The sequence below is a fragment of the Shimia litoralis genome (genome assembly GCF_005518135.1).
Classification (GTDB): domain Bacteria; phylum Pseudomonadota; class Alphaproteobacteria; order Rhodobacterales; family Rhodobacteraceae; genus Shimia_E; species Shimia_E litoralis.
In genome coordinates this window covers 1-23,222 of record NZ_SULI01000032.1, presented here as the reverse complement: position 1 = coordinate 23,222, position 23,222 = coordinate 1, and the positions used below count along the sequence as shown (strand labels likewise).

At 54.2% G+C, this 23,222-nt stretch carries 26 protein-coding genes and 1 tRNA gene; 13 read left to right on the top strand and 14 right to left on the bottom strand.

The window, feature by feature from the left end; all coding sequences use genetic code 11:
* Positions 1-4: 4 nt before the first annotated feature.
* The 3 genes from FAP39_RS16235 to FAP39_RS16225 all read right to left on the bottom strand — a co-directional run bounded on the left by FAP39_RS16235 (position 5) and on the right by FAP39_RS16225 (position 3,455).
* On the bottom strand, positions 5-2,368 hold the full coding sequence (locus FAP39_RS16235; RefSeq protein WP_138017432.1) for an ABC transporter permease: 2,364 nt from the start codon (positions 2,366-2,368) through the stop codon (positions 5-7).
* A gap of 3 nt (positions 2,369-2,371) precedes the next feature.
* Positions 2,372-3,076, bottom strand: coding sequence for an ABC transporter ATP-binding protein (locus FAP39_RS16230; RefSeq protein WP_138017431.1), 705 nt, complete (start codon positions 3,074-3,076; stop codon positions 2,372-2,374).
* A gap of 139 nt (positions 3,077-3,215) precedes the next feature.
* Entirely contained in the window at positions 3,216-3,455 is a 240-nt protein-coding gene (locus FAP39_RS16225; protein WP_138017430.1) for an accessory factor UbiK family protein, read from the bottom strand.
* A 96-nt stretch (positions 3,456-3,551) separates the two neighbouring features.
* Between FAP39_RS16225 and lgt the strand changes: the two genes are divergently transcribed.
* The 4 genes from lgt (at position 3,552) to FAP39_RS16205 (ending at position 6,533) form a co-directional block, all read left to right on the top strand.
* A complete protein-coding gene (lgt, locus tag FAP39_RS16220) occupies positions 3,552-4,439 on the top strand; it encodes a prolipoprotein diacylglyceryl transferase (RefSeq protein WP_138017443.1) in 888 nt (295 codons plus the stop codon).
* Positions 4,432-5,496, top strand: a complete 1,065-nt coding sequence (locus FAP39_RS16215) for a class I SAM-dependent methyltransferase (RefSeq protein ID WP_138017429.1) — start codon at positions 4,432-4,434, stop codon at positions 5,494-5,496. Before lgt ends, FAP39_RS16215 begins: the two co-directional genes overlap by 8 nt.
* Positions 5,486-6,244, top strand: coding sequence for a peptidoglycan editing factor PgeF (gene pgeF, locus FAP39_RS16210; protein ID WP_138017428.1), 759 nt, complete (start codon positions 5,486-5,488; stop codon positions 6,242-6,244). The genes FAP39_RS16215 and pgeF overlap by 11 nt, the downstream gene beginning before the upstream one ends.
* 109 nt (positions 6,245-6,353) lie before the next feature.
* Complete coding sequence (locus FAP39_RS16205) at positions 6,354-6,533, top strand: hypothetical protein (RefSeq protein WP_138017427.1); 180 nt, start codon at positions 6,354-6,356, stop codon at positions 6,531-6,533.
* Positions 6,534-6,698: 165 nt separating this feature from the next.
* On the opposite strand, the gene FAP39_RS16200 is transcribed toward FAP39_RS16205, so the two are convergent.
* The gene (locus FAP39_RS16200; protein ID WP_138017426.1) at positions 6,699-7,199 is read right to left on the bottom strand and encodes an Lrp/AsnC family transcriptional regulator; all 501 of its coding nucleotides are present in this window, start codon (positions 7,197-7,199) and stop codon (positions 6,699-6,701) included.
* Positions 7,200-7,408: 209 nt separating this feature from the next.
* Between FAP39_RS16200 and trxB the strand changes: the two genes are divergently transcribed.
* Together trxB and FAP39_RS16190 are read left to right on the top strand one after the other, a co-directional pair.
* Complete coding sequence (trxB, locus tag FAP39_RS16195) at positions 7,409-8,353, top strand: thioredoxin-disulfide reductase (protein ID WP_138017425.1); 945 nt, start codon at positions 7,409-7,411, stop codon at positions 8,351-8,353.
* 215 nt (positions 8,354-8,568) lie between these two features.
* The gene (locus FAP39_RS16190; protein WP_138017424.1) at positions 8,569-10,281 is read left to right on the top strand and encodes a bifunctional sulfate adenylyltransferase/adenylylsulfate kinase; all 1,713 of its coding nucleotides are present in this window, start codon (positions 8,569-8,571) and stop codon (positions 10,279-10,281) included.
* A gap of 84 nt (positions 10,282-10,365) precedes the next feature.
* On the opposite strand, the gene FAP39_RS16185 is transcribed toward FAP39_RS16190, so the two are convergent.
* From FAP39_RS16185 to FAP39_RS16175, 3 genes are all read right to left on the bottom strand, one after another.
* Entirely contained in the window at positions 10,366-11,229 is an 864-nt protein-coding gene (locus tag FAP39_RS16185; RefSeq protein ID WP_138017423.1) for a glycosyltransferase family 10 domain-containing protein, read from the bottom strand.
* A gap of 109 nt (positions 11,230-11,338) precedes the next feature.
* On the bottom strand, positions 11,339-11,566 hold the full coding sequence (locus FAP39_RS16180) for a DUF1150 family protein (RefSeq protein WP_138017442.1): 228 nt from the start codon (positions 11,564-11,566) through the stop codon (positions 11,339-11,341).
* Positions 11,567-11,569: 3 nt separating this feature from the next.
* Positions 11,570-11,983 carry an Hsp20 family protein gene (locus FAP39_RS16175; RefSeq protein WP_138017422.1) on the bottom strand — a complete coding sequence of 138 codons (414 nt, stop codon included), beginning with the start codon at positions 11,981-11,983 and terminating at the stop codon, positions 11,570-11,572.
* A 158-nt stretch (positions 11,984-12,141) separates the two neighbouring features.
* On the opposite strand from FAP39_RS16175, the gene FAP39_RS16170 reads away from it, so the two are divergent.
* The 3 genes from FAP39_RS16170 to FAP39_RS16160 are packed head-to-tail and all read left to right on the top strand — an operon-like array spanning position 12,142 to position 13,971.
* Positions 12,142-12,366 (top strand): YdcH family protein, encoded by a 225-nt coding sequence (locus FAP39_RS16170; protein WP_138017421.1) that lies wholly within the window; start codon positions 12,142-12,144, stop codon positions 12,364-12,366.
* Positions 12,367-12,413: 47 nt separating this feature from the next.
* Positions 12,414-12,902: a 5-(carboxyamino)imidazole ribonucleotide mutase gene (purE, locus tag FAP39_RS16165; protein ID WP_138017420.1), complete on the top strand. Its 489-nt coding sequence runs from the start codon at positions 12,414-12,416 to the stop codon at positions 12,900-12,902.
* Entirely contained in the window at positions 12,895-13,971 is a 1,077-nt protein-coding gene (locus FAP39_RS16160) for a 5-(carboxyamino)imidazole ribonucleotide synthase (RefSeq protein WP_138017419.1), read from the top strand. Before purE ends, FAP39_RS16160 begins: the two co-directional genes overlap by 8 nt.
* A 119-nt stretch (positions 13,972-14,090) precedes the next feature.
* Here the strand turns inward: FAP39_RS16160 and FAP39_RS16155 are convergent, their stop codons facing one another.
* The 7 genes from FAP39_RS16155 to FAP39_RS16125 form a co-directional block, all read right to left on the bottom strand.
* Positions 14,091-14,816, bottom strand: a complete 726-nt coding sequence (locus FAP39_RS16155) for an esterase/lipase family protein (RefSeq protein ID WP_138017418.1) — start codon at positions 14,814-14,816, stop codon at positions 14,091-14,093.
* A 53-nt stretch (positions 14,817-14,869) separates the two neighbouring features.
* Positions 14,870-15,337: a GNAT family N-acetyltransferase gene (locus tag FAP39_RS16150; RefSeq protein WP_138017417.1), complete on the bottom strand. Its 468-nt coding sequence runs from the start codon at positions 15,335-15,337 to the stop codon at positions 14,870-14,872.
* Between the two features lie 77 nt (positions 15,338-15,414).
* Positions 15,415-16,248 carry a DMT family transporter gene (locus tag FAP39_RS16145; RefSeq protein WP_138017416.1) on the bottom strand — a complete coding sequence of 278 codons (834 nt, stop codon included), beginning with the start codon at positions 16,246-16,248 and terminating at the stop codon, positions 15,415-15,417.
* A gap of 215 nt (positions 16,249-16,463) precedes the next feature.
* The gene (groL, locus tag FAP39_RS16140; RefSeq protein WP_138017415.1) at positions 16,464-18,110 is read right to left on the bottom strand and encodes a chaperonin GroEL; all 1,647 of its coding nucleotides are present in this window, start codon (positions 18,108-18,110) and stop codon (positions 16,464-16,466) included.
* A 40-nt stretch (positions 18,111-18,150) separates the two neighbouring features.
* On the bottom strand, positions 18,151-18,438 hold the full coding sequence (locus tag FAP39_RS16135) for a co-chaperone GroES (protein ID WP_138017414.1): 288 nt from the start codon (positions 18,436-18,438) through the stop codon (positions 18,151-18,153).
* Positions 18,439-18,616: 178 nt separating this feature from the next.
* Positions 18,617-19,390 (bottom strand): ion channel, encoded by a 774-nt coding sequence (locus FAP39_RS16130; protein WP_138017413.1) that lies wholly within the window; start codon positions 19,388-19,390, stop codon positions 18,617-18,619.
* A gap of 50 nt (positions 19,391-19,440) precedes the next feature.
* A complete protein-coding gene (locus FAP39_RS16125; protein ID WP_171006896.1) occupies positions 19,441-20,106 on the bottom strand; it encodes a DUF2161 domain-containing phosphodiesterase in 666 nt (221 codons plus the stop codon).
* Positions 20,107-20,255: 149 nt separating this feature from the next.
* Between FAP39_RS16125 and FAP39_RS16120 the strand changes: the two genes are divergently transcribed.
* The 4 genes from FAP39_RS16120 (at position 20,256) to FAP39_RS17945 (ending at position 23,159) form a co-directional block, all read left to right on the top strand.
* Positions 20,256-21,269, top strand: coding sequence for a TraB/GumN family protein (locus FAP39_RS16120; RefSeq protein WP_171006895.1), 1,014 nt, complete (start codon positions 20,256-20,258; stop codon positions 21,267-21,269).
* A 154-nt stretch (positions 21,270-21,423) separates the two neighbouring features.
* A complete protein-coding gene (locus tag FAP39_RS16115; protein ID WP_138017411.1) occupies positions 21,424-22,344 on the top strand; it encodes a manganese-dependent inorganic pyrophosphatase in 921 nt (306 codons plus the stop codon).
* Between the two features lie 326 nt (positions 22,345-22,670).
* Positions 22,671-22,745 (top strand) — tRNA-Phe (locus FAP39_RS16110).
* A 288-nt stretch (positions 22,746-23,033) separates the two neighbouring features.
* Positions 23,034-23,159: a hypothetical protein gene (locus FAP39_RS17945; RefSeq protein WP_281280273.1), complete on the top strand. Its 126-nt coding sequence runs from the start codon at positions 23,034-23,036 to the stop codon at positions 23,157-23,159.
* The last annotated feature ends 63 nt before the right edge of the window (positions 23,160-23,222 follow it).

Here is a 23,222-nt window from a genome sequence, read left to right as displayed (position 1 = left end):
GTCTCTATTCCCTCGTTTTCAAGGTTGCGACCAGATCAACCCTGTCAATATCACGTTTCACCAGCCACCCCGACAACACCGATGCGACGATGACAGCCGCTCCGGCCATGCCAAAAGCTTCGGGACGAAACGCCGTCGGGATTTGGTAGAGATCGGTGCTAAAGCCAGCGGCAATCAGCGTCGACAAATAGAACCCGATCCCAACCCCCAATGGAAGCGCCAACAGCACAACAATCGCAAGCTCTCCCAACAAGACAAAGGCCGTTTCCCCAAGTGTAAATCCGATCACACGCAAGCTGGCCAGATCCCGAGATTGTTCGCCAAAGGCAATGCGCGCGGTGTTATATACAATGCCAAATGTAATGATGCCCGCAATTGCCGCCATGACATAGCGCATGGCCCCAGCCCCACTATCCATCAGTTTTTGCATGGCGGCACGCGCGTCTTCGCGGCGCGTGACACCGCCTACACTGGGCATATCCTTAAGCTGGTCGATCAAGTCAGGAAACGCGTCGCTGTCGATGCGCATATAGGCCCCTGACACACGTCCTTGCTCGCGCATCAACGCATTTAGGGTTTCCATGCGCATGAACGCCGGCGCCCCCAACAGCGTCTCGGCAATTGATGCCACTGGCACTTGGAGTATTGGACGCCGTCCCTCCAGCACCTCGACCTGCAGAACATCCCCCGGACCGATGCCAAGAATGTCCGCCAGAGATTTTGCCAAGACAATGCCCGTTTCCGGCATTGCGATATCGCTCATGTCTTTGTGCACAGCACGGTTCAGGCGCGCATTTTCGACAAGTCCGGTCACCGATCCACGATACGAATTCAATCCATTGCGCAACACCGCCCCCACGGCGCGGATCGGTTCCACCTCGATCACGCCCGGCTGATGCTTGAGCGCAAATACTGTATCTTGTGACATGGGTTCAAAGAACGTCACGGCGACATCCGAGCGATCAATCACACCAAATGTCAAATCCAGCGTATCGTCAAACCCAGACATCACCGACATCTGTGCAGAGGACAGCCCCATCCCCACGGCAATCCCAATCACCGCCCCGAACACCCGCCCCGGATTGCGAAAGATGCGCCGCAACACCATGCGGCTGGGTTGATCCAGCCACCCTTTTAGGCGGTCGTTCAATGCGCCGGTACGCGAAAAATCGGTTGGAGCAGGGGGGCGCATCGCCACGGCGGGCGTCAATGCAAACACACGTCTCAACACAAAGATGCCGCCAGTCGAGGCCGAAACCACCGACACCGCCACGCCAACGACAAAGCTTGTCGGATCAACGCCGAACACAAGGAATGGAAAGTGATAGACCGACTGATACACACCAGCCATGGCCCGTCCCGCCCATATGCCAAACACGCATCCGAACCCGGCCCCGACCACCGCGATGAACACCACCATCTTAAAATAGTGCAGCCCCACCTCGACATCGGAATACCCAAAAGCCTTGATCAAGCCGATTTGTTCGCGTTCCGACTGCACCATGCGGGTGATGACAATATACAGCAGGAACGCCGCTACGCCCATAAAGATTGGCGGTACCGCCACAGACGTCGCGCGCAAGCCACCGATTTCCTCGCTCACAAAACGGTCGGACATATGGTCTTTGCGCGCATAGGCCCCCTGCCCGCCATAGCGGTTCAGAACCGCATCAACCGCGTCAATCACCGCCTGAGGCTGGGCTCCGCGTTCAAGCGAAATCAAGGCTTCGTTAAAGGCCCCGTCAAGGTCATACGCTGCTGCCATGGCATCAAGATTCATCCAGATCGCTGCAAATCGCGCGTCATCTGGTACGTATTCCCCCGGCGCGACTGTAAACAAAAACTCTGGCGACTGCGCAAAACCCACAATGACAAAGCTGCGGCGAGCACCATACATGGTCGCGGAAATCTCATCGCCCAATTCAAGATCATGCGCATTGGCAAAGCTTTTGAGCACAACAACTTCTTCGGTCCGCCCCGGCCGCAACAGCCGCCCTTGCGTCAGATATAGATCATTCAAGTTGGGGGCACGGTACGGCGGCAAAGACACGGCGACGGCCCGCACAGGCAACGGCTGTCCGGGCATATCAATCAACGCACTTCCCTGAAGGCGGCCTTCGACACTGGCAACTCCGGGGATGGCCTTGAGCGTCTCAAGCTCTCGAAGCGGCGCGCGCGTCACGGGCGCAAAAATATCCGCAAGCCGGTATTGCTGGTAATATGTGGCGCGGGTGTTTTCAAGCGATGTCAAAAGGCCAGACATCATAACCAACAATGTGACCCCAACAGCAACGACAGCTGCGATTGCGCCAGCTTGACCTTTGATCCGCCAAAGATCCCGCATCAGCTTGTGATCAAGTGCCGTCATGCTCTACCACGCGATCTCGTCCGGGCTTAGGCGATGCGCATTGGTTTTGACGCTTCGTATCGCGCCATCAGCGAAATGGATCACCCGATGTGCCATACCCGCCGTCGCCGCAGCATGGGTCACGATCAAGACCGTAGCCCCCAGCTTGGCGTTCACATCATTGAGCACATGCAGCACGGCACGCCCTGTTTTGCTGTCGAGCGCACCTGTTGGCTCATCGCAGAACAACACGTTCGGATTCTTGGCAATCGCGCGCGCAATGGCCACGCGCTGTTGTTCTCCACCCGACATTTGGGCCGGAAAATGGTCCATCCGATCACCCAGCCCGACCATCGACAAAGCTGTGGCCACATCCATGGGATCATCTGCAATTTCAGTCACAAGTTCGACGTTTTCGCGCGCAGTCAACGATGGCATCAAGTTATAGAACTGGAAAACAAACCCCACATGATCGCGCCGATACAGCGTCAAATCGCGATCCGACATCGCGGTCAAATCCTGATCTTCAAACAACGCCTGGCCAGAGGTCGCCCGATCCAGCCCGCCAATGATATTCAGAAGCGTCGACTTGCCTGACCCTGAGGGGCCCAAAAGCACAACAATTTCGCCTTTGGGAATTTCAAGATCAACCCCACGCAAGGCGTGCACCGCTGCAGCGCCTTCTCCATAGGTTTTTGTAAGCCCCTTGGTAGTGAATGTGTTGGCCATGTGATCTAGCCGCCAGCCTGCCATTGGTTTCGCGAGAAAACTAGCGCGCCAAGAATGGCGCGTCTACTACCAAAAAGAAGCATATTCACAGTCTTGGGCGAACGATAGCGATGTCCGCCCCAATGCTTTGGAAAGAGAGTTACGACTTTTCCAAAGCGTCAAGACGCGCTTTCAAAGCTTCGTTTTCTTCGCGCGCTTTTTGGGCCATCGCGCGCACAGCATCAAATTCTTCACGGGTGACAAAATCACGATCAGCAAGCCAGCGATCCATCAAGGCTTTGACCCCGTTTTCCGCTTCGTCTTTGGCACCTTGTGCAACACCCATGGCGTTGGTCATGAGCTGCGAAATATCGTCCATCATTTTGTTACGGGTTTGCATGTGTATCTCCGCCAATTGATTTGATCCCTATATGGGGTGCAATCGCAGCATTCACAATGGTTGACTTCCCCTATTGTGCAGAGGCAAGACATGGCCATGCGTGCACTGATCCCCTTCCCCGAAATATCGCCCGAGATTTTCTCGATAAGCCTGTTTGGTTTCGAGTTTGCCCTTAGATGGTACGCTTTGGCCTATATCGTTGGCATTCTTCTTGGCTGGAGGCTGGTGGTCACTGCGCTGAAAACACCCGCATTGTGGGGACGCCGTGGCGCCCCCATGACCGTACGCCAATGCGAAGACCTTTTGACGTGGGTTATTCTGGGCGTCATCTTGGGGGGGCGCCTTGGGTATGTGCTATTTTACAAACCCGCATATTACCTTGCGCATCCCCTCGAAATTCCAATGGTATGGCAAGGCGGCATGGCCTTTCATGGCGGGTTGCTTGGGGTGATCGTGGCCGCATGGCTTTTCTCGCGCAAAGAAGGCCTGCTCAAGCTGTCGCTCTCGGATGCGCTTGCGCTGGGGATCCCACCCGGTCTGTTGCTGGGCCGCCTTGCAAACTTTATCAACGCCGAACTTTGGGGCCGCCCCACGGATCTGCCTTGGGGTGTCGCGTTCCCCGGATTTGCCGCGCAGGATTGCGGTCAAATCGCCGAGACCCTGTGCGCGCGTCATCCTTCACAGCTTTATGAGGCTTTATTGGAAGGTGTGGTTCTGGGCGCTGTGTTGATCTGGATGGCGTGGCGGCGCGGGGCTCTCAAGTGGCCCGGGCGACTGGCGGGTACATTTTTTGCGGGATATGGCGCAGCGCGATTCATTGTAGAATTTGCACGCCAGCCGGATGCGCAATTTGTGACCTATGACAATCCCCTCGGTCTGGCACTAGAATTGGGTGGGTACGGGTTCACAATGGGGCAATTGTTATCCCTACCTATGATCATCGGTGGCGTGTGGCTTATTTCGCGAGCACAAAAGAATGACTGATCTCACACGCGACCTGATTGCGCGCATTCACCACCAAGGCCCCCTGAACATAGCCGAGTTCATGACCGAGGCGTTGTTGAATCCACAGCACGGATATTATGCGACGCGCGATCCTCTGGGGTCTGCTGGTGATTTTACGACCGCGCCAGAGATCAGCCAGATGTTTGGCGAAATGATTGGCCTGTCGCTGGCCCAAAGCTGGCTCGACCAGGGTGCGCCGACACCCTTTGCATTGGTCGAAGCCGGTCCAGGCCGCGGCACCTTGATGGCCGACATCTTGCGCGCGACCAAAGCTGTGCCCGGATTTCATGCCGCGCTGACAGTTCACCTCATCGAGGCGTCACCTGTATTGCGCGACAAACAGCGTGCCCTGCTGGGGGATACCCCCGTTTGGCATGATACGCTGGATACGTTGCCTGATCTTCCAATATTCCTCGTGGCCAACGAATTCCTTGATGCGCTTCCGATCCGCCAATTCCTGCGCGTTGAAACAGGATGGACCGAGCGCCAAGTCGGCGTTCAAGATGATGTGCTTGTGTTTGGCCAAGGCCCCGCTGGCGTTCAACCTGCGCTGGAACACCGCCTCGAAGACACAAAGCCCGGCGACCTAGTCGAAATATGCCCTGCAGCAACGACCTTTGTGGCACATGTCGGACAACGGCTTGAAGAGCGCGGCGGTCTGGCTGTGTTTATTGATTATGGGGACTGGCGCTCTTTAGGAGATACACTTCAGGCGTTGAAGGCACATAAATCCGTTGATCCTCTGGATGCCCCGGGCACGGCGGACCTGACGGCACATGTTGATTTTGAAGCACTCATTCTCGCCACGCCCAGCGCCTATAGCCGCGTCACCCCCCAAGGTATTTTTCTCGAGCGTCTGGGCATCACCGCACGCGCTCAAAGCTTGGCATCGCACTGGACCGGAGATCCACTGCAAAGCCATATTGCCGCACATCGGCGCTTGACGCACCCGCAGGAAATGGGAAACCTGTTCAAAGTTCTGGCGCTGTTTCCACATGGAGCGCCCCTACCTGCAGGATGTGACAATGACGCTTGAAATATTGACAGCTGACTCGCTTGCGCCGGTACGTCACGGGTTTTTCACCCGCAAAGGCGGGGCCTCTTCGGGTATTTTTAGCGGATTGAACTGTGGAACAGGCAGTTCCGATCAGTCCGACGTCGTGAGAATCAACCGCGCACGCGTCGCGGATGCGATGCAAATTCCCGTGCACAATCTCGCGGCGGTCCATCAAGTGCATTCCCCCGACGTGCTCACTGTGGGGTTGCCGCTTGAGACGCCCGCCATCAAGGCGGATGCGATGGTCACATCCACACCCGGTGTGGTGTTGTCCATTCTCACCGCAGACTGTCAGCCGGTCTTGTTCGCCGATGCCCGCGCAGGTGTGGTCGGCGCCGCGCACGCCGGATGGCGCGGAGCTTTGGACGGTGTTCTAGAAGCCACCATCGAGGCTATGGAAGCTCTTGGTGCTACGCGCGGCAACATTGCCGCAGTGATTGGCCCATGTATTGGCCCATCGGCGTATGAAGTCGGACCAGAGTTTCTGGATGATTTCGTGCAAGGTGACACAGAGAATACCCGCTTTTTCTCGGGCGGGGTTGGCGATCGGATGATGTTTGACCTGCCCTCGTACGGGCTACATCGTTTGCGGCGCGCGGGTGTCGGATCAGCAGAGTGGACACGCCATTGCACCTATTCTGATCCAGATCGTTTCTTTTCGTACCGCCGCAGCACCCACAACAAAGAAGCCGACTATGGCAGGCTTATTTCGACGATTCGGCTGTAGTCAAACAAGAGCTGCCTTAGAATGACTTTGGTATTTTCCTAAAATCTGACCTTTTTTGCCCAACCTCTGCCCCAATTGAAGGCGAGATTAGGGTCAAGCAGGAAACAGAGTGTTCCAGAACGAGAACACAAAAGGAGTAAAGACCATGACAAGCAAACAGCGTTTCATCAAATCAATCGTTGCCACAGCACAATCTGAAGCTCCAGTTATGCCATGGGCCCGTGGCGCACGCCGCCAAGCCTTTATCGCAAAACGAAATGGCGGCTTTTTGTTGAAGAAATCAGCTTAAGACGACTCGGTTTTCCAGACCAAGCAAACAATGCCGCACCAGAGATATCTGGCGCGGCATTGTTGCATTCTACCTCAACGCACACACACGTGCAGTTGGCACGCTTCAGGCAGGGCGTGCCCTGTCAGTTTTGAATCAAAGTTCTGGAAACTTTCGGCAGATCGCCTAAGCGTCGCGTGTCAGGCGGTTTTCCAAGATATCGAACGGAACACCCGGTTCATCCTTGGCGCCTCGGATCACAAGGCTGGTTTTGACGCTGGCCACATTATCCGCCTTAAGCAAATCCTGCGTCAGAAAAGTCTGAAAAGTCGACAAATCAGGCGCGACACACTTCAGAATGAAATCGACCTCGCCGTTCAACATGTGACACTCGCGCACCAATGACCAACCTCTGCAGCGCTCTTCAAACGTGCTCAGATCAGATTCGGCTTGGCTTTGCAGCCCGACCATCGCGAAAACCTGGACCTCGAAACCAAGCTCGCGGGCATCCACTTCGGCATGATAGCCGCGGATATATCCAGCGTCCTCAAGTGTGCGTACACGTCGCAAACACGGAGGTGCAGAAATCCCCACACGTTTCGCCAGTTCCACGTTGGTCATCCGACCATCCGCCTGAAGTTCCGCCAAAATTTTGCGATCAATCGAGTCGAGACGCGTACCGGACATGCCGAATTCTTCCATGTTGAGATTTGCGGTTCTTATAACACCACCCCAGACACGCGCAATAATATTTCGCCATCAAGGGTCGCTGTTTGCAAGTTTTCGCATTGATGCCGTCTGGACGTCGTCGGAATGTGATGTGGCTTGGGCTTTTCCTATGGGCGCACCAAGGCTATATGCCCTAGTTGACAGATTGATTTAGGAAAAGGTGCCCCATGGCAGACACGAAACACACAAAGGTTCTGATCATCGGATCTGGTCCTGCGGGATATACGGCTGGCGTTTACGCAAGTCGCGCCATGCTTGAACCCATCCTTGTACAAGGCATTGAACCGGGCGGACAGCTGACCACCACCACCGAAGTCGAAAACTATCCCGGCTTTACCGAAGTTCAGGGCCCTGATCTGATGATCAAAATGCAAGAGCACGCTCAGGCGATGGGCTGTGAGATTATTGGCGACATCATCACCGATTTGGACCTGTCCAAGCGTCCGTTTAAGGCGACCGGAGACAGCGGCACGATCTATACGGCTGACTCGGTCATTCTGGCCACGGGCGCGCGCGCCAAATGGTTGGGCCTGCCATCAGAAGACAAATTCAAGGGATTCGGCGTATCGGCCTGTGCCACATGCGACGGATTCTTTTATCGCGGCCAGGAAATTGTTGTGATTGGTGGCGGCAATACCGCTGTCGAAGAAGCGCTGTTTCTCACCAACTTTGCCTCCAAGGTGACGTTGATCCATCGCCGTGATGAATTGCGGGCGGAAAAAATCCTGCAAAACCGATTGATGAAAAACCCAAAAATCGAACCGCTTTGGTTCCACCAGCTTGAAGAAGTTTTGGGCGACGAAAACCCCTTGGGGGTCACAGGCGTCAAAGTGCGCAACGTCCAAACCGATGAAATCTCGGAAATCCCTTGTGCAGGTGTATTCGTGGCTATCGGCCATTCTCCGGCCAACGAATTGGTCAAAGATGTGTTAGAGACCCATTCTGGCGGGTACGTCAGCACAACGCCAGGAACGACCCAAACGTCGATCCCGGGAGTGTTTGCCGCAGGCGACTTGACTGACCACGTCTATCGCCAAGCGGTCACATCCGCGGGCATGGGCTGCATGGCCGCGTTGGATGCTGAACGCTTCCTTGCCGAAATGGACGATTGATCTTTTTGCGGGTCTTTCTGTAGGAGGCCCGCAAATTATTACCTACCTCAATAGGGTATTGGGGAATATTTTTCGCTATTCCGGCATTCCTGTGCCATATTTAACCGAAATTCCAACTTTCGCCCTTCTAACGCTTGAATTGCGCCCAATTAGGGGGCTAGAGCGCGTTCAAACGCAGTATGCGCCCCGTTCACACCTGTTATCGAGAAGCCTTTATGTATACCCCAAACCTTGCCCCGATCCCCGAATTGTTTGTGTCTTACGAATCTGCTCAGAAGCTCAAGATTGAGGCTGCTGATCTGACGAGCCACGACCTTAGCCCGCGCCAGATTTGCGACATTGAATTGTTGATGAATGGTGGCTTTAACCCGCTCAAGGGTTTCTTGACAGAAGAAGACTATAACAGCGTCGTTGACACGATGCGCTTGGCAGACGGCACGCTGTGGCCAATGCCCATCACGTTGGATGTGTCCGAAGAGTTTGCACAATCTCTGGAGCTTGGTCAGGACATCGCATTGCGCGACCAAGAAGGCGTCATTCTGGCGACCATGACTGTGACAGACCGCTGGGAGCCGAACAAATCCCACGAGGCCGAAAAAGTATTTGGTGCTGATGATGATGCGCACCCTGCCGTGAACTATCTGCACAACCAAGCCGGCAAGATTTATCTGGGTGGTCCAATTGTCGGGATTCAACAGCCGGTGCACTATGACTTTCGCGCCCGTCGCGACACACCAAACGAAATGCGGGCCTATTTCCGCAAACTGGGTTGGCGCAAAGTGGTTGCTTTTCAAACCCGCAACCCGCTGCACCGCGCCCATCAGGAACTGACATTCCGCGCCGCAAAAGAAGCCCAAGCCAACCTGTTGATTCATCCGGTTGTCGGCATGACCAAACCGGGCGATGTCGATCACTTTACCCGCGTACGGTGCTATGAGGCCGTTTTGGATCAATATCCGGCTTCGACCACATCCATGAGCCTGTTGAACCTTGCGATGCGCATGGCCGGACCACGCGAAGCTGTGTGGCACGGCTTGATCCGCAAAAACCACGGATGCACCCACTTTATCGTGGGTCGCGATCATGCTGGCCCCGGCAAGAACTCTGCCGGTGACGATTTTTATGGCCCATATGATGCCCAAGACCTGTTCCGCGAGCATCAGGAAGAAATGGGCATCGAAATGGTCGACTTTAAGCACATGGTCTATGTGCAAGAGCGCGCCCAATACGAACCCGCCGACGAGATCACAGACAAAGATGACGTCACCATCCTGAACATTTCTGGCACCGAACTGCGCCGTCGTCTGGCAGAGGGTCTTGAAATTCCAGAGTGGTTCTCGTTCCCGCAGGTCGTGACAGAGTTGCGCCGGACACGCCCACCACGCAGCCAGCAAGGCTTTACCGTGTTTTTCACTGGCTTCTCTGGCTCGGGGAAATCCACAATCGCAAATGCCTTGATGGTCAAACTCATGGAAATGGGTGGACGCCCCGTAACATTGCTGGATGGCGACATCGTGCGGAAAAACCTGTCGTCCGAGCTTGGGTTCTCTAAAGAGCACCGCGATTTGAACATCCGCCGGATTGGCTATGTCGCATCGGAAATTACCAAAAATGGCGGTATCGCAATCTGTGCACCTATTGCGCCCTATGCCACGACACGTCGTGCCGTGCGCGAAGATGTGGAACAATTCGGTGCCTTTGTTGAAATCCACGTCGCCACCACCATTGAAGAGTGCGAACGTCGGGACCGCAAAGGGCTCTATAAACTGGCGCGCGAAGGCAAGATCAAAGAGTTCACGGGTATTTCAGACCCTTATGATGTCCCACAGAACCCTGAACTGAGCGTCGAAACAGAAAATGTCGAAGTCGACAACTGTGCGCATCAGGTCCTGCTGAAACTGGAATCCATGGGCCTGATCAAAGCCTGATTAGCCATGTAACACGATACAAAGCGCGGCTCATTGGGCCGCGCTTTTTGCGTCTGATATCAACGCCTCAAGACCGGGCAGGCATCAAGCCCCCAATACGGCCTGTGCTGCACGCACCTCCAGGTTTGCCCAATGGGCCGCGCGCTCTTTGATCGCGCGCAGCGCTGGTACATGTGTCTGAAAGACATCGTCGTTGGCCGCACGTACTGCGGCCTCAACATCCGCTGCGGTTTCGCAAATGATCATGCCGGACGTATCCATGAAACGTTCGATATTTGGACATCCCCAATAAATTGGTACGGTTTCACACAGCACCGCATCAATCAGTTTTTCCGTGAAGTAATTTGGCTCACGGACATTTTCGATGACAACCGAAAACCTGTAAGGTGCCAAACCATCACTTTTGCGGTCAAACGGCTCGTACCCGCGCCCCATCACGTCCAATGCGAGCCCTTCGGACTGTGCCCACGTCACAATGTCATGGCGCAACACGTGCCCTTGCAGGTCTCTTTTGGACGACGCGATCAAAGACACATTCCGCGTTTTAGTCACATCCAAATCCGACCACTCAGGCACCCAAGTGGTGCCAAATGGCAAGAACACTCCGTTTGGAATGGCATTCAAAAAAGGCTCGTTACTGGACAGGACCTTGTGAAACCGACGGTGCGACCGCTTGAGTTTCTCAAGATGTCGTCCGTGAAGTGCTTCTGGCTCTACGACCATCATAGAGACCCGTGCACGTGTGCCAAAGCTGGGTCGAATATGCGCCGTACTTGCCGGGTACATGATCAAATGATCATCCTGCGTCAGATCTTTCAGGAACTTTCCCGTAAGCCGCGCTGGCTGCCCAAGTGGCCAATTTAGATCACTGAGTGGTATGCGCCCCGGCCGATACCCAAGTTTCTTGCCATATGGCAGCACTGCAACGGCGCCAGATGTATCTGCCATAACACGGTCCTTGATTTCAGTTTCTGGGCCAAAGGGCGGCCAGTCTACTTGTGTTGCACATCACGCCAAACATGATCGGCATGTTGCCAGAGCGCACGTTTGACGCTGCTTAATGCACTGTCACTGGCGAAAAGTCATTTTGTCGGGCCAGAATGAATGCAAGTTTGCGCTCTTTCACCAACGCCAGACGCTCGCCATCCGCTGCGTGCACAGCATACAGTTCCTCTGCGCCTTCGGCTTGGTCCTGAACGTCTTCTGGCAAATCACTTACCGAGACTTTGCGGACATACACAATACGGTTGTCTTGGTCCTGATCAAACTCATACGCATCAAACATCATTTACCCTTTCTTGATCTGGATTGTCTGCACCACCGTTTCAGGTCGCGACCGAGATAAATCAACGTGCAGCAGCCCATTCTCGATCACGGCTTCGCCGACTTCGACACCATCCGCCAATACAAACGACCGCTGAAATTGACGCGCGGCGATTCCCCGATGCAAGAACACACGATCCGCACTGTCATCGGCCTGCCGTCCACGGATCACCAACTGGCGATCCTCAACGGTAATCCCAAGATCGTTCTCTGCGAACCCTGCCACAGCAAGTGTAATCCGGTACGAAGAATCCGACGTTTGTTCAATATTAAAAGGGGGATAGCCTTCGTTTCCCGTTTTCGCGGTACGTTCCAAAAGCCGTTCAAGTTGCTCAAAACCCAGCATATGCGGATAAGAGCCCAAAGTCATTTTCGTCATCGACACGTCCTTAGTCTAAGCGACAGTCAGTCATTTATGGTCCCATTTTGGCAACCAATCTGTATGAATATGGGAAAGCCGGCGCCAGACTGCAAGGGCTTTGCACAAGCGTCTAAAACCGTTATACTTGGACGAGAAGACCAAGCAGGAATTTCCCCATGAACGCCCCTCGTGATCTGTCGATGAAAACCGATGACGTATTGCGCGTTGAACTCGAGGTTTTCAAACAGGAACATCGTGACTTGGACGAGGCGATTCATGCCTTGGCAGAGCGTGCAACTGCCGATCAGCTCACGATTCAACGGCTCAAAAAGCAAAAACTGCGGCTAAAGGACATGATCTCGATAATCGAGGACCGCCTTACGCCAGACATCATTGCTTAAGAAGCCAATCCGGCTATAGTGCGCGCTCTTTAATCAAGAGGCTGATCATGTCGGAAATCAAAGTCGGAATCATCATGGGCAGTCAATCCGACTGGCCAACCATGAAATTGGCAGCAGACATTCTGGATGAATTGGGCATTGCCTACGAAGCCAAAATTGTCTCGGCGCATCGCACGCCTGATCGGCTTTGGGATTATGGAAAAACAGCCGCAGATCGCGGTCTTCAAGTGATCATTGCAGGTGCCGGTGGCGCCGCACATTTGCCCGGTATGATGGCCTCGAAAACCCGCGTACCGGTTGTCGGTGTTCCGGTTCAAACACGTGCGCTCTCGGGTGTCGACAGTTTGTATTCAATTGTGCAAATGCCCAAGGGCTTTCCCGTTGCAACGATGGCGATTGGTGGCGCAGGCGCATCAAATGCTGGTTTGATGGCTGCTGGCATATTGGCCCTGCAAGACCCTGCCCTAGCCCAACGCCTTGATGCGTGGCGCGCCGCTTTGTCGGCCTCAATTCCGGATGAACCACAAGATGACTGAACCGCTTAAAGCCGGCGCAACAATTGGTATTCTTGGTGGCGGTCAACTTGGCCGCATGCTGTCTGTTGCCGCAGCAAGATTGGGTTTTAAGACCCATATTTATGAGCCCGGCGCGACCCCACCCGCAGAGCATGTCGCGTATCGACTGACGACGGCGTCGTACGAAGATGAGGATGCGTTGATTGCATTCGCCAACAGCGTCGACGTCATTACCTATGAATTCGAAAACATCCCGACAAGCGCGCTTGATATTCTGGAAGCACACCGACCAATTCGCCCTGGCCGCGAGGCCCTTCGCGTGTCTCAAGACCGCCTTACCGAAAAGAGTTTTCTTCAAGAACTGGGTTTGAAAACAGCACCTTATGCAGCCGTACAGACGCAAGATGACTTGACCGCGGCCGTCGACCAAGTTGGTGCCCCTGCCATTCTCAAGACCCGCCGGTTCGGCTATGACGGCAAAGGCCAGGCACGCCTGCAAACCCCCGACGACATCCCACAAGCCATCGCCGATATGGCGGGTGCACCTGCCCTGCTTGAAGGGTTTGTGGACTTCACCCACGAAGTATCTGTCATAGCGGCCCGCGGCCTCACGGGCGACGTTGCTTGCTTTGATCCCGGTGAAAATGTGCATCGTGACGGTATTTTGCACACCACAACCGTGCCCGCGACGCTGACCGCCGGACAGCGCATGGATGCTGTTTTGCTCGCCGCTCGAATTCTTAACGAGCTTGAGTATGTCGGCGTGATGGGGGTCGAGCTTTTCGTCACATCACAAGGCCTGATCGTCAACGAAATCGCGCCACGAGTGCATAATTCCGGCCACTGGACACAAAACGGCTGTGCGGTAGACCAGTTCGAACAGCATATTCGGGCAATTGTCGGCTGGCCTTTGGGCGACGGTCAACGCCATACGGACGTGGTGATGGAAAACCTGATCGGGCAAGACATCAATCATGTTCCCCAAATCCTACGCGAGTCCAACAACGCTCTTCATCTTTACGGCAAAGAGGAAATCAAAGAAGGGCGCAAAATGGGGCACGTCAACCGGATCAAACCCGCAAGCACCTAACCTGCTAGCAGCCACCGCACCTTTCATCGAGCGGTGTGGCCTTATGACCTCGGGCATGCGCCGTTCGCGGCGCAGCCCATGCTGTTTTGGCTGAACGACGAATGACCACAATGCTCACCTCAGTCATCTCGCCATGTATCCTCCCCAAAGAGGACTTCGTTCACCGACATATGCCCGTGAAACTGTCCATGCTCTAGAAAATACAGCGTCTCGGTCATGACATGCGGACTGTTCATCATGAATGTGTGGGTGACTGGCAAAACCAAGTGATCTGCCATGCCATTCACCTTGGTTGACTCCACCGACACTTTTCCATCGTCGGCCCCCGTAATCATTGCTGAATAAAACGGATTCAATGACCGGTTTCCGGCAATCACCCCAAGATCAAATGTCACTTCGGGCAGATGGCTGGGCAAACCATCAGTGCCCAACTCAAGCCCCGCAGGACCATTCAACCACTCAAAGGGCGCAAGCTGGGCCATCACATCGACCAACTCTGTCCCCTGATTGGGTGGGCCCAACATCACGGTACGGCCCAAATTTTCCGGCGTGTGCTGGGTCATCCACAACCGCAGTAAAATGCCTCCCATCGAGTGGGTCACAAAATGAACCGTCTGATCCCCACATTGCGCAATCGCATCTGGCAATGTGTTTTCGGCCAACCCCTCAATGGTATCTTTGGTCGACTCATAGCCTGGGCGGACAACCTCATATCCTTCTTTGCGCAAGGCCGCTTCCATAAGGACAAAGGAACTCTCGGAGCGCGCCAACCCGTGCAGCAGCACGACACAATCAGCGGCGGCAGGCAAAGGCCAAGCCATGAGAAGAAGTGCGGCATATTTCATGATTTTGTCATAGTGCCTCTGACCTCAAGACGAAAGGGCAGACCAAGCACGTCTCATCCCATGAACGGCGCGGCGTAAACCAGTGCCTCGGCTGGCTGATGTGCCTCAATCTCGGGCGCGTATAGCCCCGTGAATTCGATCGGAAACGGAGACGTCAGCCGCGCGGCACGCTTAAAATCAAATCCAGCATGCGTATAAAACTTGGGCTCACCCAAAACAACCACGGGTGCATTCGCGTATTGCAATGCCATCTGGCACAACGCGCTTGCAATCCCCTGATTGCGCATCTTCTTGGCCGTGCACACGGGGGCCATCGCCAACCATCCCGACGGGGCCTGCATGCGCGAAAGCGCAACATATCCCACAACCTTTTTCTTATGGTCCGCAACCAGCTCTAGCGCGATGTGGCCATCGGCCCGAAGCGCCCCGACCAACTCTGCTTCGTCAGGTTGGCCAAACGCGGATTGCAAAAGCCCGTCGACGTCAGCAGTTTCTGCGGGATCAAAAGCACGGATTATCATATGTCGACCCTACTCCGTGTACACCTGACAGCAAACAAGAAATTCAGTTTCCACGATGATATGATCATGCTCTGTGATCACTGACGCCACAAGGACACGCAGACCCCCACGATCACCAAGATGGCTGCCACAACAAACCGCATGGTGACGGCTTCGCCAAGAAACACGGCACCACCTGCCAAAGCAATAATCGGCACGCTAAGTTGGGCAACGGCTGCCCGCGACGCGCCGAGTTCTGGCAAAATCTGGTACCAAAGCGCATACCCGAGGCCCGACATGAGCGCGCCGGAGACCACCGCCAACGCCACCCCTTGCAGAGACAGCCCAGCGCCGACATCAACAAAGACAAGGAAAACTGCAGCCACAATGCTGGCCCCGACGAAATTCATCGCCGTCGCCTGAAGCGCATCCGCCGCTTTTCGCCCTAATAGGGAATAGACACCCCATCCAATCCCCGCGAGCACCATTAACCCGACATGAAGCCAAGACGTTTCCACCGCGCCCGTCGGCCATAAAAGCCACGCCAAGCCCGCCAGAGCCAACCCAGCCCCAAGCCATCTTTGTTTGGGCATGACTTCGTGGGATATCACCGCACCCCCAAACATCGTGATTTGGACAACCGCAAATAAGATCAGCGCCCCCATGCCCGGATCCAAGGCTTCGTAAGCGATAGAAAAGCCAAAAATATACAATATTAATGCAATGACACCCAAGATGCGCGTCACCCCACCAAAGGCAAAGCCGCGTTTCTGCCATGCCACAAGCACCGTCAGGATCATCGCGCCCGACATCAGGCGCACGGTACCAAATGCAACCGGCGTCATGTCGCCCTGCACCAGCGCCATGCGGTTCAGGACAGAGTTGGCCGCAAAAGCAGCCATGGTCAAAGCAGTGAAGAGGAACAATCGCATGCAACTTGGTCGCACGCGCATCGCACGGGCGCAATATCGCGCACAGCTTTGTGACATGCCCAGAGATCAGCAGGCAATCGATAACGGGACGAACGAAAAAGGGCCGCCCAAAGGCGACCCTAAAAATTTTAGCAGTAAGGCAGACCCCGGTTCTGAAATGATCTCGCGATCATACATATCCGGGACAGCAGAACTCCCTAAGGAATTCGCCGTGATTACATCATGCCGCCCATGCCGCCCATGCCGCCCATGTCTGGCATGCCGCCGCCTGCGCCTTCTTTGGAAGGTTTGTCGGCAACCATGGCTTCGGTTGTGATCAGAAGACCAGCAACAGAGGCAGCATCTTCCAGAGCTGTACGAGCAACTTTGGCAGGATCGATCACGCCGAACGAGAACATGTCGCCATATTCTTCGGTCTGAGCGTTGAAGCCGAACGAGCTTTCGGTGCTTTCGCGCACTTTGCCCGCAACAACCGCACCGTCAACACCAGCGTTTTCAGCGATCTGACGCAGAGGCGCTTCGATGGCTTTACGCACGATCACGATACCGGCGTTCTGGTCAGAGTTTGCACCTTCCAGATTTTCCAGCGCTTTACCGGCCTGAACCAGAGCAACACCACCACCAACGATCACACCTTCTTGAACCGCTGCGCGGGTCGCGTTCAGTGCATCGTCAACGCGATCTTTGCGCTCTTTGACTTCAACTTCGGTCATGCCGCCAACACGGATAACAGCAACACCGCCTGCCAGTTTGGCAACGCGCTCTTGCAGCTTCTCACGGTCATAGTCAGAAGATGTTTCTTCGATCTGAGCGCGGATTTGTGCAACACGTGCAGCGATCTCTGCTTTTTCACCAGCACCATCAACAACAGTTGTTTCGTCTTTGGTGATGTCTACACGCTTGGCAGTGCCCAGCATGTCCATGGTGACGCTTTCAAGCTTCATGCCAAGATCTTCAGAGATCACTTGACCGCCTGTCAGAATTGCAAGGTCTTGCAACATGGCTTTGCGGCGATCGCCGAAACCAGGTGCTTTGACTGCTGCGATTTTCAGACCGCCGCGCAATTTGTTCACAACCAAAGTTGCCAGTGCTTCGCCTTCAACATCTTCTGCGATGATCAGAAGCGGCTTTTGCGACTGGATCACTTGCTCGAGCAACGGAACCATAGCTTGCAAAGAAGACAGTTTCTTCTCGTGTAGCAAGATCATGCAGTCATCAAGCTCTGCGATCATCTTGTCAGCGTTGGTCACAAAGTACGGTGACAGGTAGCCACGGTCGAACTGCATGCCTTCAACAACAGTGGTTTCTGTTTCCAGACCCTTGTTCTCTTCAACAGTGATAACGCCTTCGTTGCCAACTTTTTGCATCGCGTCAGCGATTTGTTGACCGATTTCAGACTCGCCATTGGCGGAAATTGTACCAACTTGGGCAACTTCTGCGCTGTCTTTTACTTCGCGAGCCATGCCCTTGATGCCTTCAACAACTTTGGCAGTTGCCAAGTCGATGCCGCGCTTCAGGTCCATTGGGTTCAGGCCAGCAGCAACCTGCTTGAGGCCTTCTTTGACGATGGCTTGTGCCAGAACTGTTGCGGTTGTTGTACCGTCGCCAGCTTCGTCATTTGTGCGCGATGCCACTTCTTTGACCATCTGCGCGCCCATGTTTTCGAACTTGTCTTCCAGCTCGATTTCTTTGGCAACCGATACACCGTCTTTGGTGATGCGCGGTGCGCCAAAGGATTTGTCCAGAATGACATTACGGCCTTTTGGGCCCAAGGTCACTTTGACAGCGTCAGCAAGAATATTTACGCCAGCCAGCATTTTGTTGCGGGCATCGGTGTCGAACTTTACGTCCTTAGCAGCCATTATGATTGCTCCTAGTAATACTTAGTTGTGAAGGCGACGATTAGGCAATGATGCCCATGATGTCGGATTCTTTCATGATCAGCAGCTCTTCACCGTCGACGGTGATTTCTGTGCCAGACCATTTGCCAAACAGAACTTTGTCGCCTGCTGTAACGTCCAGAGCAATGCGATCACCATCGTCGTCACGCAGGCCTGCGCCTACGGATACAACCTGACCTTCTGCTGGTTTTTCTTTTGCGCTTTCGGGGATGATCAATCCGCCAGCGGTTTTCTCATCGCTTTCAACGCGGCGAACAAGCACACGATCGTGCAGCGGTGTAAATGCCATCTTCGAGACTTCCTTACTCAAAGTTTCTCCCAAACTCCGCTCTTGCGAAGCCACTATCACTCAACTCACTCGAGTGCTAACGACGAATAGCTAGGCAGTGTTTTTCACTGAGTCAACAGGAGCGCACAAATTTTCTAGTAACAGTTCAATGAAGAGACGCCATCATGCCGATTGTCAGCTAGCGATCGCCAGCATTTTTAATGTGAATCACCTCTCCACAATGCTTGCAGCGCACCGCATCTGCATCATGACGATTTAGCCCGCACGCCTGGCACGTCAGGCGTACCTTAAGCGGCATAACAATGCTGCGCGCCAAATGCACAAACAGCGCCACCCCTACCACCATGATGACAACAGAGACCAATTTTCCAGCAGGCGTCGTCGGCGTCAGATCGCCGTATCCGGTTGTCGTCAACGTCGTCACTGTGAAATAAATTGCATCAATATACCCCGAGACACCCGACCCGATTTTACCAAAGAACGTATAAACGCCAGACGATGTGACAAACACAAACACGAACAAGTTTACTGCGGCGACAATCGTTTCTTCGCGACGCCGAAACACGCTGCTGGCTGCGCGTAAATCCTGCAGCAGATGATGTGAATGGCCAAGCCGCAGCCCCCTTAAGATACGTAAGAATGACAGATCCACCCCCGTGATAGGGTCCAGGAACAATGCGGCCAGAACCACGGCATCCGCCCAAACATACACCCGAAGTGCGTGCTGTTTACGATCTTCGGCAATCCAAAATCGTGCCACAAAATCAAACAAGATCAGCAAGGATATGCAGGTTGTGATCGTCTGTGTCGTGTCGGTCTTGGGGAATGGTGTAATCGCAATGAAGTAGCTGATCGTAAATAGATCAAAAACGATAAGAGCATAGCGAAAGCGTACCGCTGCGGGCGTATGTGCTGTATACAAATGATTTAGGAACGATTTTAGGTGTGTCATACCCTGCTTCCCTGACTACTCCACAACCTTAGAACGCAATCTGCGCCCCGTCACGCCTCTTGACCCTCTTGCACAGCCGCCTGCCCGACCTCGCTAAGCGCGTAAACCCCGCGCGACACGGCAACAAACCATCCTGCGTGATTGTCTCGCATCATGCGTGTCGCCGTGGAAACGTCAACTGCCTTCGCGACATCCGCCCCTTTGCTCGGCCCATTATCTGCGAGATATTGCGCACAGCGAAGCACCTCTTGCTTATAGGCCGTCGTGATCTTGCCGCGCGTCCCTCCCAAATTTGGGTCTCCCGTGCGGCGCGCGAACTCCTTTAGCAACGCCCCTTTGCGGGCCTTGCTTTTGCGTGGTCGAAATTCCGCAGGATCGCAATGTGCTTGGACATGACCATCCGACACACGCACCGACAACACGCCAACCCCCAACCGTTTGCACAGCCCCACATTACCCTTGAATGTGCGCCATCCAGATTTTCCAGACCATCGTGGCACGGCCACATATACCAAGTCCGAGATCGCCTGACGCGCGACAGCCTGTTGAAGCAGGGTCAGTGAAAACCCCACCTTGAGCTCTACAATGATGGGGTCTTCGGTATCGCGCACAGCCACAACATCTGCCGACCCAACCTCGGACTTCACCTCATAGCCCAAGGTCTCTAGCCAGTTCTTCACCGGCGGATACAGTTCAGTTTCGCGCAGATTTGCCATATGTGAACTCTAACCAGTTCTGAACCGTCGGCGAAACCCCACACCGCGCGCGACAACAGCTTGCCTGATCAGGCAGACACCGGTTCGACCTTGTGCCCAACAAGCGCCCTGCTAATTTGATGCTGAATTGTTTGTTTCAGGGAAAAATGATGCGACAGATCTTTGTGATGCTGACAGCCATGGTATATGCGTTCCCCGCGTTTGCCTCTTGCAGTGGCCCATCGCCGTTTGATGCTCTCCCACAAAACACCCAAGCAGAACTGCGCCACATCTCAAATCAGGTGCCCTATGCCAACGGCATCTTGTGGCAAGCGGAGAAAAACGGCGTCACGTCTTATATCGTGGGCACCATGCATGTCTCGGACCCGCGTCTGCACAAAGTGATGCAAGCGTTGGACCCACATTTACGTGACATTGACCATCTGTTTTTGGAAATGACCGCCAAGGACGAAGTCGCCTTTATGGGGCATCTGACACGCCATCCCGAGACCTATCTGATTACAACTGGGCCCAGCTTGGTGGATCGGCTTGGCGAGACACACTGGCAACGCCTTCTTGTCCGTCTCAACGACATGGGCATGCCCGGATTTATGGCCGCGCGGTACCAGCCATGGTTTCTGGGGTTGGTGCTGTCCGTCCCGCCTTGCATGCTCGAGGAAAAACGCAAGGGGCGGCATGGTTTGGATCGGCGCATAGAACAACAGGTGTTCGATCGAGACATCACGACAAGTTCCCTCGACACAACTGAAACCTTGCTTGAAATTCTGGCGTCCGACCCAATTGACCGGCAAGTTGAACAATTTCAACAATCCCTGTCTTTGGGCATATCCGAGAGCGCAGGCATCGAAAGTGTCATCGCGCACTATTTTGCAGAAGAAACACAGCTCGCGTGGGAATATGCAGCGTTCAACGCGTACGAACTAGCTGGGCCGGAGAATGCCGAATATGTGACAACAACCCTTGAAGAGATGCACCAGGCTCTGGTTGTCCATCGCAATACACTCTGGTTGGAAAAACTGTCTCCTGCCCTGTCAGCCACACCCAGCTTGGTTGCCGTAGGTGCTCTGCATCTCCCAGGAGACGCGGGCATCCTGTCGGGGCTGAAGCAACAGGGGTTCACCATAACACGCCTGCCGATCCCCAAACCGGCAATAGCTGATTGACACGGACGCCCCGCCTCAATGCTGCAACGCAGCAACACTTCGACAATCAGACACAGACTCCTCGTCGCAGGCACGCCTGTGGTCGTGACAAGCGCGCAACCACACCTTATAAAACGCGCAAATTCGCCTATTTCGCATGCAAGGATCCGACCCTATGACTATCCAAGTTTTTGGCCACAAATCACCTGACACAGACTCGACCGGCTCACCAATTATCTGGGCTTGGTATCTGAGCGACGTAAAAGGCATCGCCGCTGAACCCAAACTATTGGGTGAACCAAACACTGAAGCATTGTTCATGCTCGAACGCTGGAGCCTCGACAAACCAGCCATCATCACAGATGTCGAAGATGATGCCGCCGTGGTGATCGTTGACACGAACAACCCCGCCGAGCTGCCTGCCAATATCAATGGCGCTGACGTTCAGGCGATCATCGACCACCACAAGCTTGTAGGCGGCCTTGAAACCAAGGGGCCCATCGACATTACGATCCGTCCGGTGGCCTGCACCGCGACAATCATGCACGATTTGATTGGCGATGACATGGACAAGATGCCCGACGCCGTCAAAGGTGCCATGCTGACGTGTATTCTGTCGGACACACTGGAATATCGGTCTCCGACAACCACAGATCACGACAAAGCCGTCGCTGAAAAACTGGCAGCCGAGCTTGGTGTGAATGTCAGCGACTATGCTAGCGAGATGTTTGCTGCAAAATCTGATGTGTCGTCATTTTCAGATGCGGAACTGCTACGTATGGACTCCAAGGAATACACCGTGGATGGCAAAGGCTTCCGCGTCTCTGTTCTGGAAACAACAGCACCGTCGACCGTTCTTGACCGCAAAGACAGCCTGATGGCCTCGATGGTGGATGTCGCAGCCGAAGATGGCGCCGATCAGGTCCTTTTGTTTGTCATCGACATTTTGAACGAAGAAGCCACCCTGCTCGTCCCGAATGATCTGGTAAAAACCGTTGCTGAAAAGTCCTTTGGCGCAACCGTGACCGGAGACCTTGTGGTTCTTCCCGGTATCATGAGCCGCAAGAAACAGATCATCCCAAGCCTGAAAGTCTAATCGGGCCGGCAACTGACACTATTTTCTAACGAAGGGGCGCTCGATTGGGCGCCCCTTCTTGCTGCCATACCAAACCATGTCATTAGAAGCCGGGTGATTTCAGGTTCTGCCTATTCGGCCGCAGCCCTGATCCAGACGACACGAAACGCGCAAACCTGCCGCCTTTAATCAACAAAAAATTACAACATAAGATTGCCGATTTGGCTCTTTACCTCTCTTTCGCCGGAGGAAGATAAAAAAGTATCGCTTTTTTTCTGAATCGCCCTAGACAGCCCCCCCACCCTCGCATAAAACGCCCAAACCCGAACGACTTATCGTTCTCCGGTGCCCGGGTAGCTCAGGGGTAGAGCAGTGGATTGAAAATCCTCGTGTCGGTGGTTCGATTCCGCCCCTGGGCACCATTTTTACCAGAGATGTCAATGACTTAGACGAGCGCAATGCGCGCTAAAGTTGTGTAATTCAAAAACACACCTTAAACACACTTTTTGCCGTGTTGCTGACTATTTTGACTGCGGATTCGCTGTGTTGAACACAGTGTTGGCTAGTGCTGTGTTACTAACACTGTGTTGGCAGAGTTTTGGGAGAGCACATTGTCGGCGGTTTGTGTTGTGGATGTATGCCCGTAGACACAGGCTGGGTGTTTCACCTATTGTTCTTTTGGGCGGGGTCGTGGTCACGAAGGGGCTAGAATGAAGTCTGAGCAAGAAATACCCAATTTTGATAAGCTGTGTGAGCTTCTCAAAAAGTCCGATCAAGACCCTGAAAATCTTGGCTACATTTATGAGATGATGGCCCTTGAAGGATATGACGAGTGAAGTGGTCCGGCAAATTCGGACAGCGTGCTAAGATGTATCCAACCCGATTGAATGGATACAAGA

Coding starts and splice junctions, on each gene's coding strand:
- FAP39_RS16200 (WP_138017426.1), bottom strand. CDS start 7,199: ATGTCCGGTACGCGTCTCGACTCGATTGATCGCAAAATTTTGGCGGAA.
- groL (WP_138017415.1), bottom strand. CDS start 18,110: ATGGCTGCTAAGGACGTAAAGTTCGACACCGATGCCCGCAACAAAATG.
- FAP39_RS16225 (WP_138017430.1), bottom strand. CDS start 3,455: ATGCAAACCCGTAACAAAATGATGGACGATATTTCGCAGCTCATGACC.
- FAP39_RS16170 (WP_138017421.1), top strand. CDS start 12,142: ATGAACGCCCCTCGTGATCTGTCGATGAAAACCGATGACGTATTGCGC.
- pgeF (WP_138017428.1), top strand. CDS start 5,486: ATGACGCTTGAAATATTGACAGCTGACTCGCTTGCGCCGGTACGTCAC.
- FAP39_RS17945 (WP_281280273.1), top strand. CDS start 23,034: ATGAAGTCTGAGCAAGAAATACCCAATTTTGATAAGCTGTGTGAGCTT.
- FAP39_RS16150 (WP_138017417.1), bottom strand. CDS start 15,337: ATGATAATCCGTGCTTTTGATCCCGCAGAAACTGCTGACGTCGACGGG.
- FAP39_RS16175 (WP_138017422.1), bottom strand. CDS start 11,983: ATGACGAAAATGACTTTGGGCTCTTATCCGCATATGCTGGGTTTTGAG.
- FAP39_RS16155 (WP_138017418.1), bottom strand. CDS start 14,816: ATGAAATATGCCGCACTTCTTCTCATGGCTTGGCCTTTGCCTGCCGCC.
- FAP39_RS16120 (WP_171006895.1), top strand. CDS start 20,256: ATGCGACAGATCTTTGTGATGCTGACAGCCATGGTATATGCGTTCCCC.
- FAP39_RS16185 (WP_138017423.1), bottom strand. CDS start 11,229: ATGGCAGATACATCTGGCGCCGTTGCAGTGCTGCCATATGGCAAGAAA.
- FAP39_RS16125 (WP_171006896.1), bottom strand. CDS start 20,106: ATGGCAAATCTGCGCGAAACTGAACTGTATCCGCCGGTGAAGAACTGG.
- trxB (WP_138017425.1), top strand. CDS start 7,409: ATGGCAGACACGAAACACACAAAGGTTCTGATCATCGGATCTGGTCCT.
- purE (WP_138017420.1), top strand. CDS start 12,414: ATGTCGGAAATCAAAGTCGGAATCATCATGGGCAGTCAATCCGACTGG.
- FAP39_RS16235 (WP_138017432.1), bottom strand. CDS start 2,368: ATGACGGCACTTGATCACAAGCTGATGCGGGATCTTTGGCGGATCAAA.
- FAP39_RS16190 (WP_138017424.1), top strand. CDS start 8,569: ATGTATACCCCAAACCTTGCCCCGATCCCCGAATTGTTTGTGTCTTAC.
- FAP39_RS16145 (WP_138017416.1), bottom strand. CDS start 16,248: ATGCGATTGTTCCTCTTCACTGCTTTGACCATGGCTGCTTTTGCGGCC.
- FAP39_RS16215 (WP_138017429.1), top strand. CDS start 4,432: ATGACTGATCTCACACGCGACCTGATTGCGCGCATTCACCACCAAGGC.
- FAP39_RS16135 (WP_138017414.1), bottom strand. CDS start 18,438: ATGGCATTTACACCGCTGCACGATCGTGTGCTTGTTCGCCGCGTTGAA.
- FAP39_RS16130 (WP_138017413.1), bottom strand. CDS start 19,390: ATGACACACCTAAAATCGTTCCTAAATCATTTGTATACAGCACATACG.
- FAP39_RS16160 (WP_138017419.1), top strand. CDS start 12,895: ATGACTGAACCGCTTAAAGCCGGCGCAACAATTGGTATTCTTGGTGGC.
- FAP39_RS16230 (WP_138017431.1), bottom strand. CDS start 3,076: ATGGCCAACACATTCACTACCAAGGGGCTTACAAAAACCTATGGAGAA.
- lgt (WP_138017443.1), top strand. CDS start 3,552: ATGCGTGCACTGATCCCCTTCCCCGAAATATCGCCCGAGATTTTCTCG.
- FAP39_RS16115 (WP_138017411.1), top strand. CDS start 21,424: ATGACTATCCAAGTTTTTGGCCACAAATCACCTGACACAGACTCGACC.
- FAP39_RS16180 (WP_138017442.1), bottom strand. CDS start 11,566: ATGTTTGATGCGTATGAGTTTGATCAGGACCAAGACAACCGTATTGTG.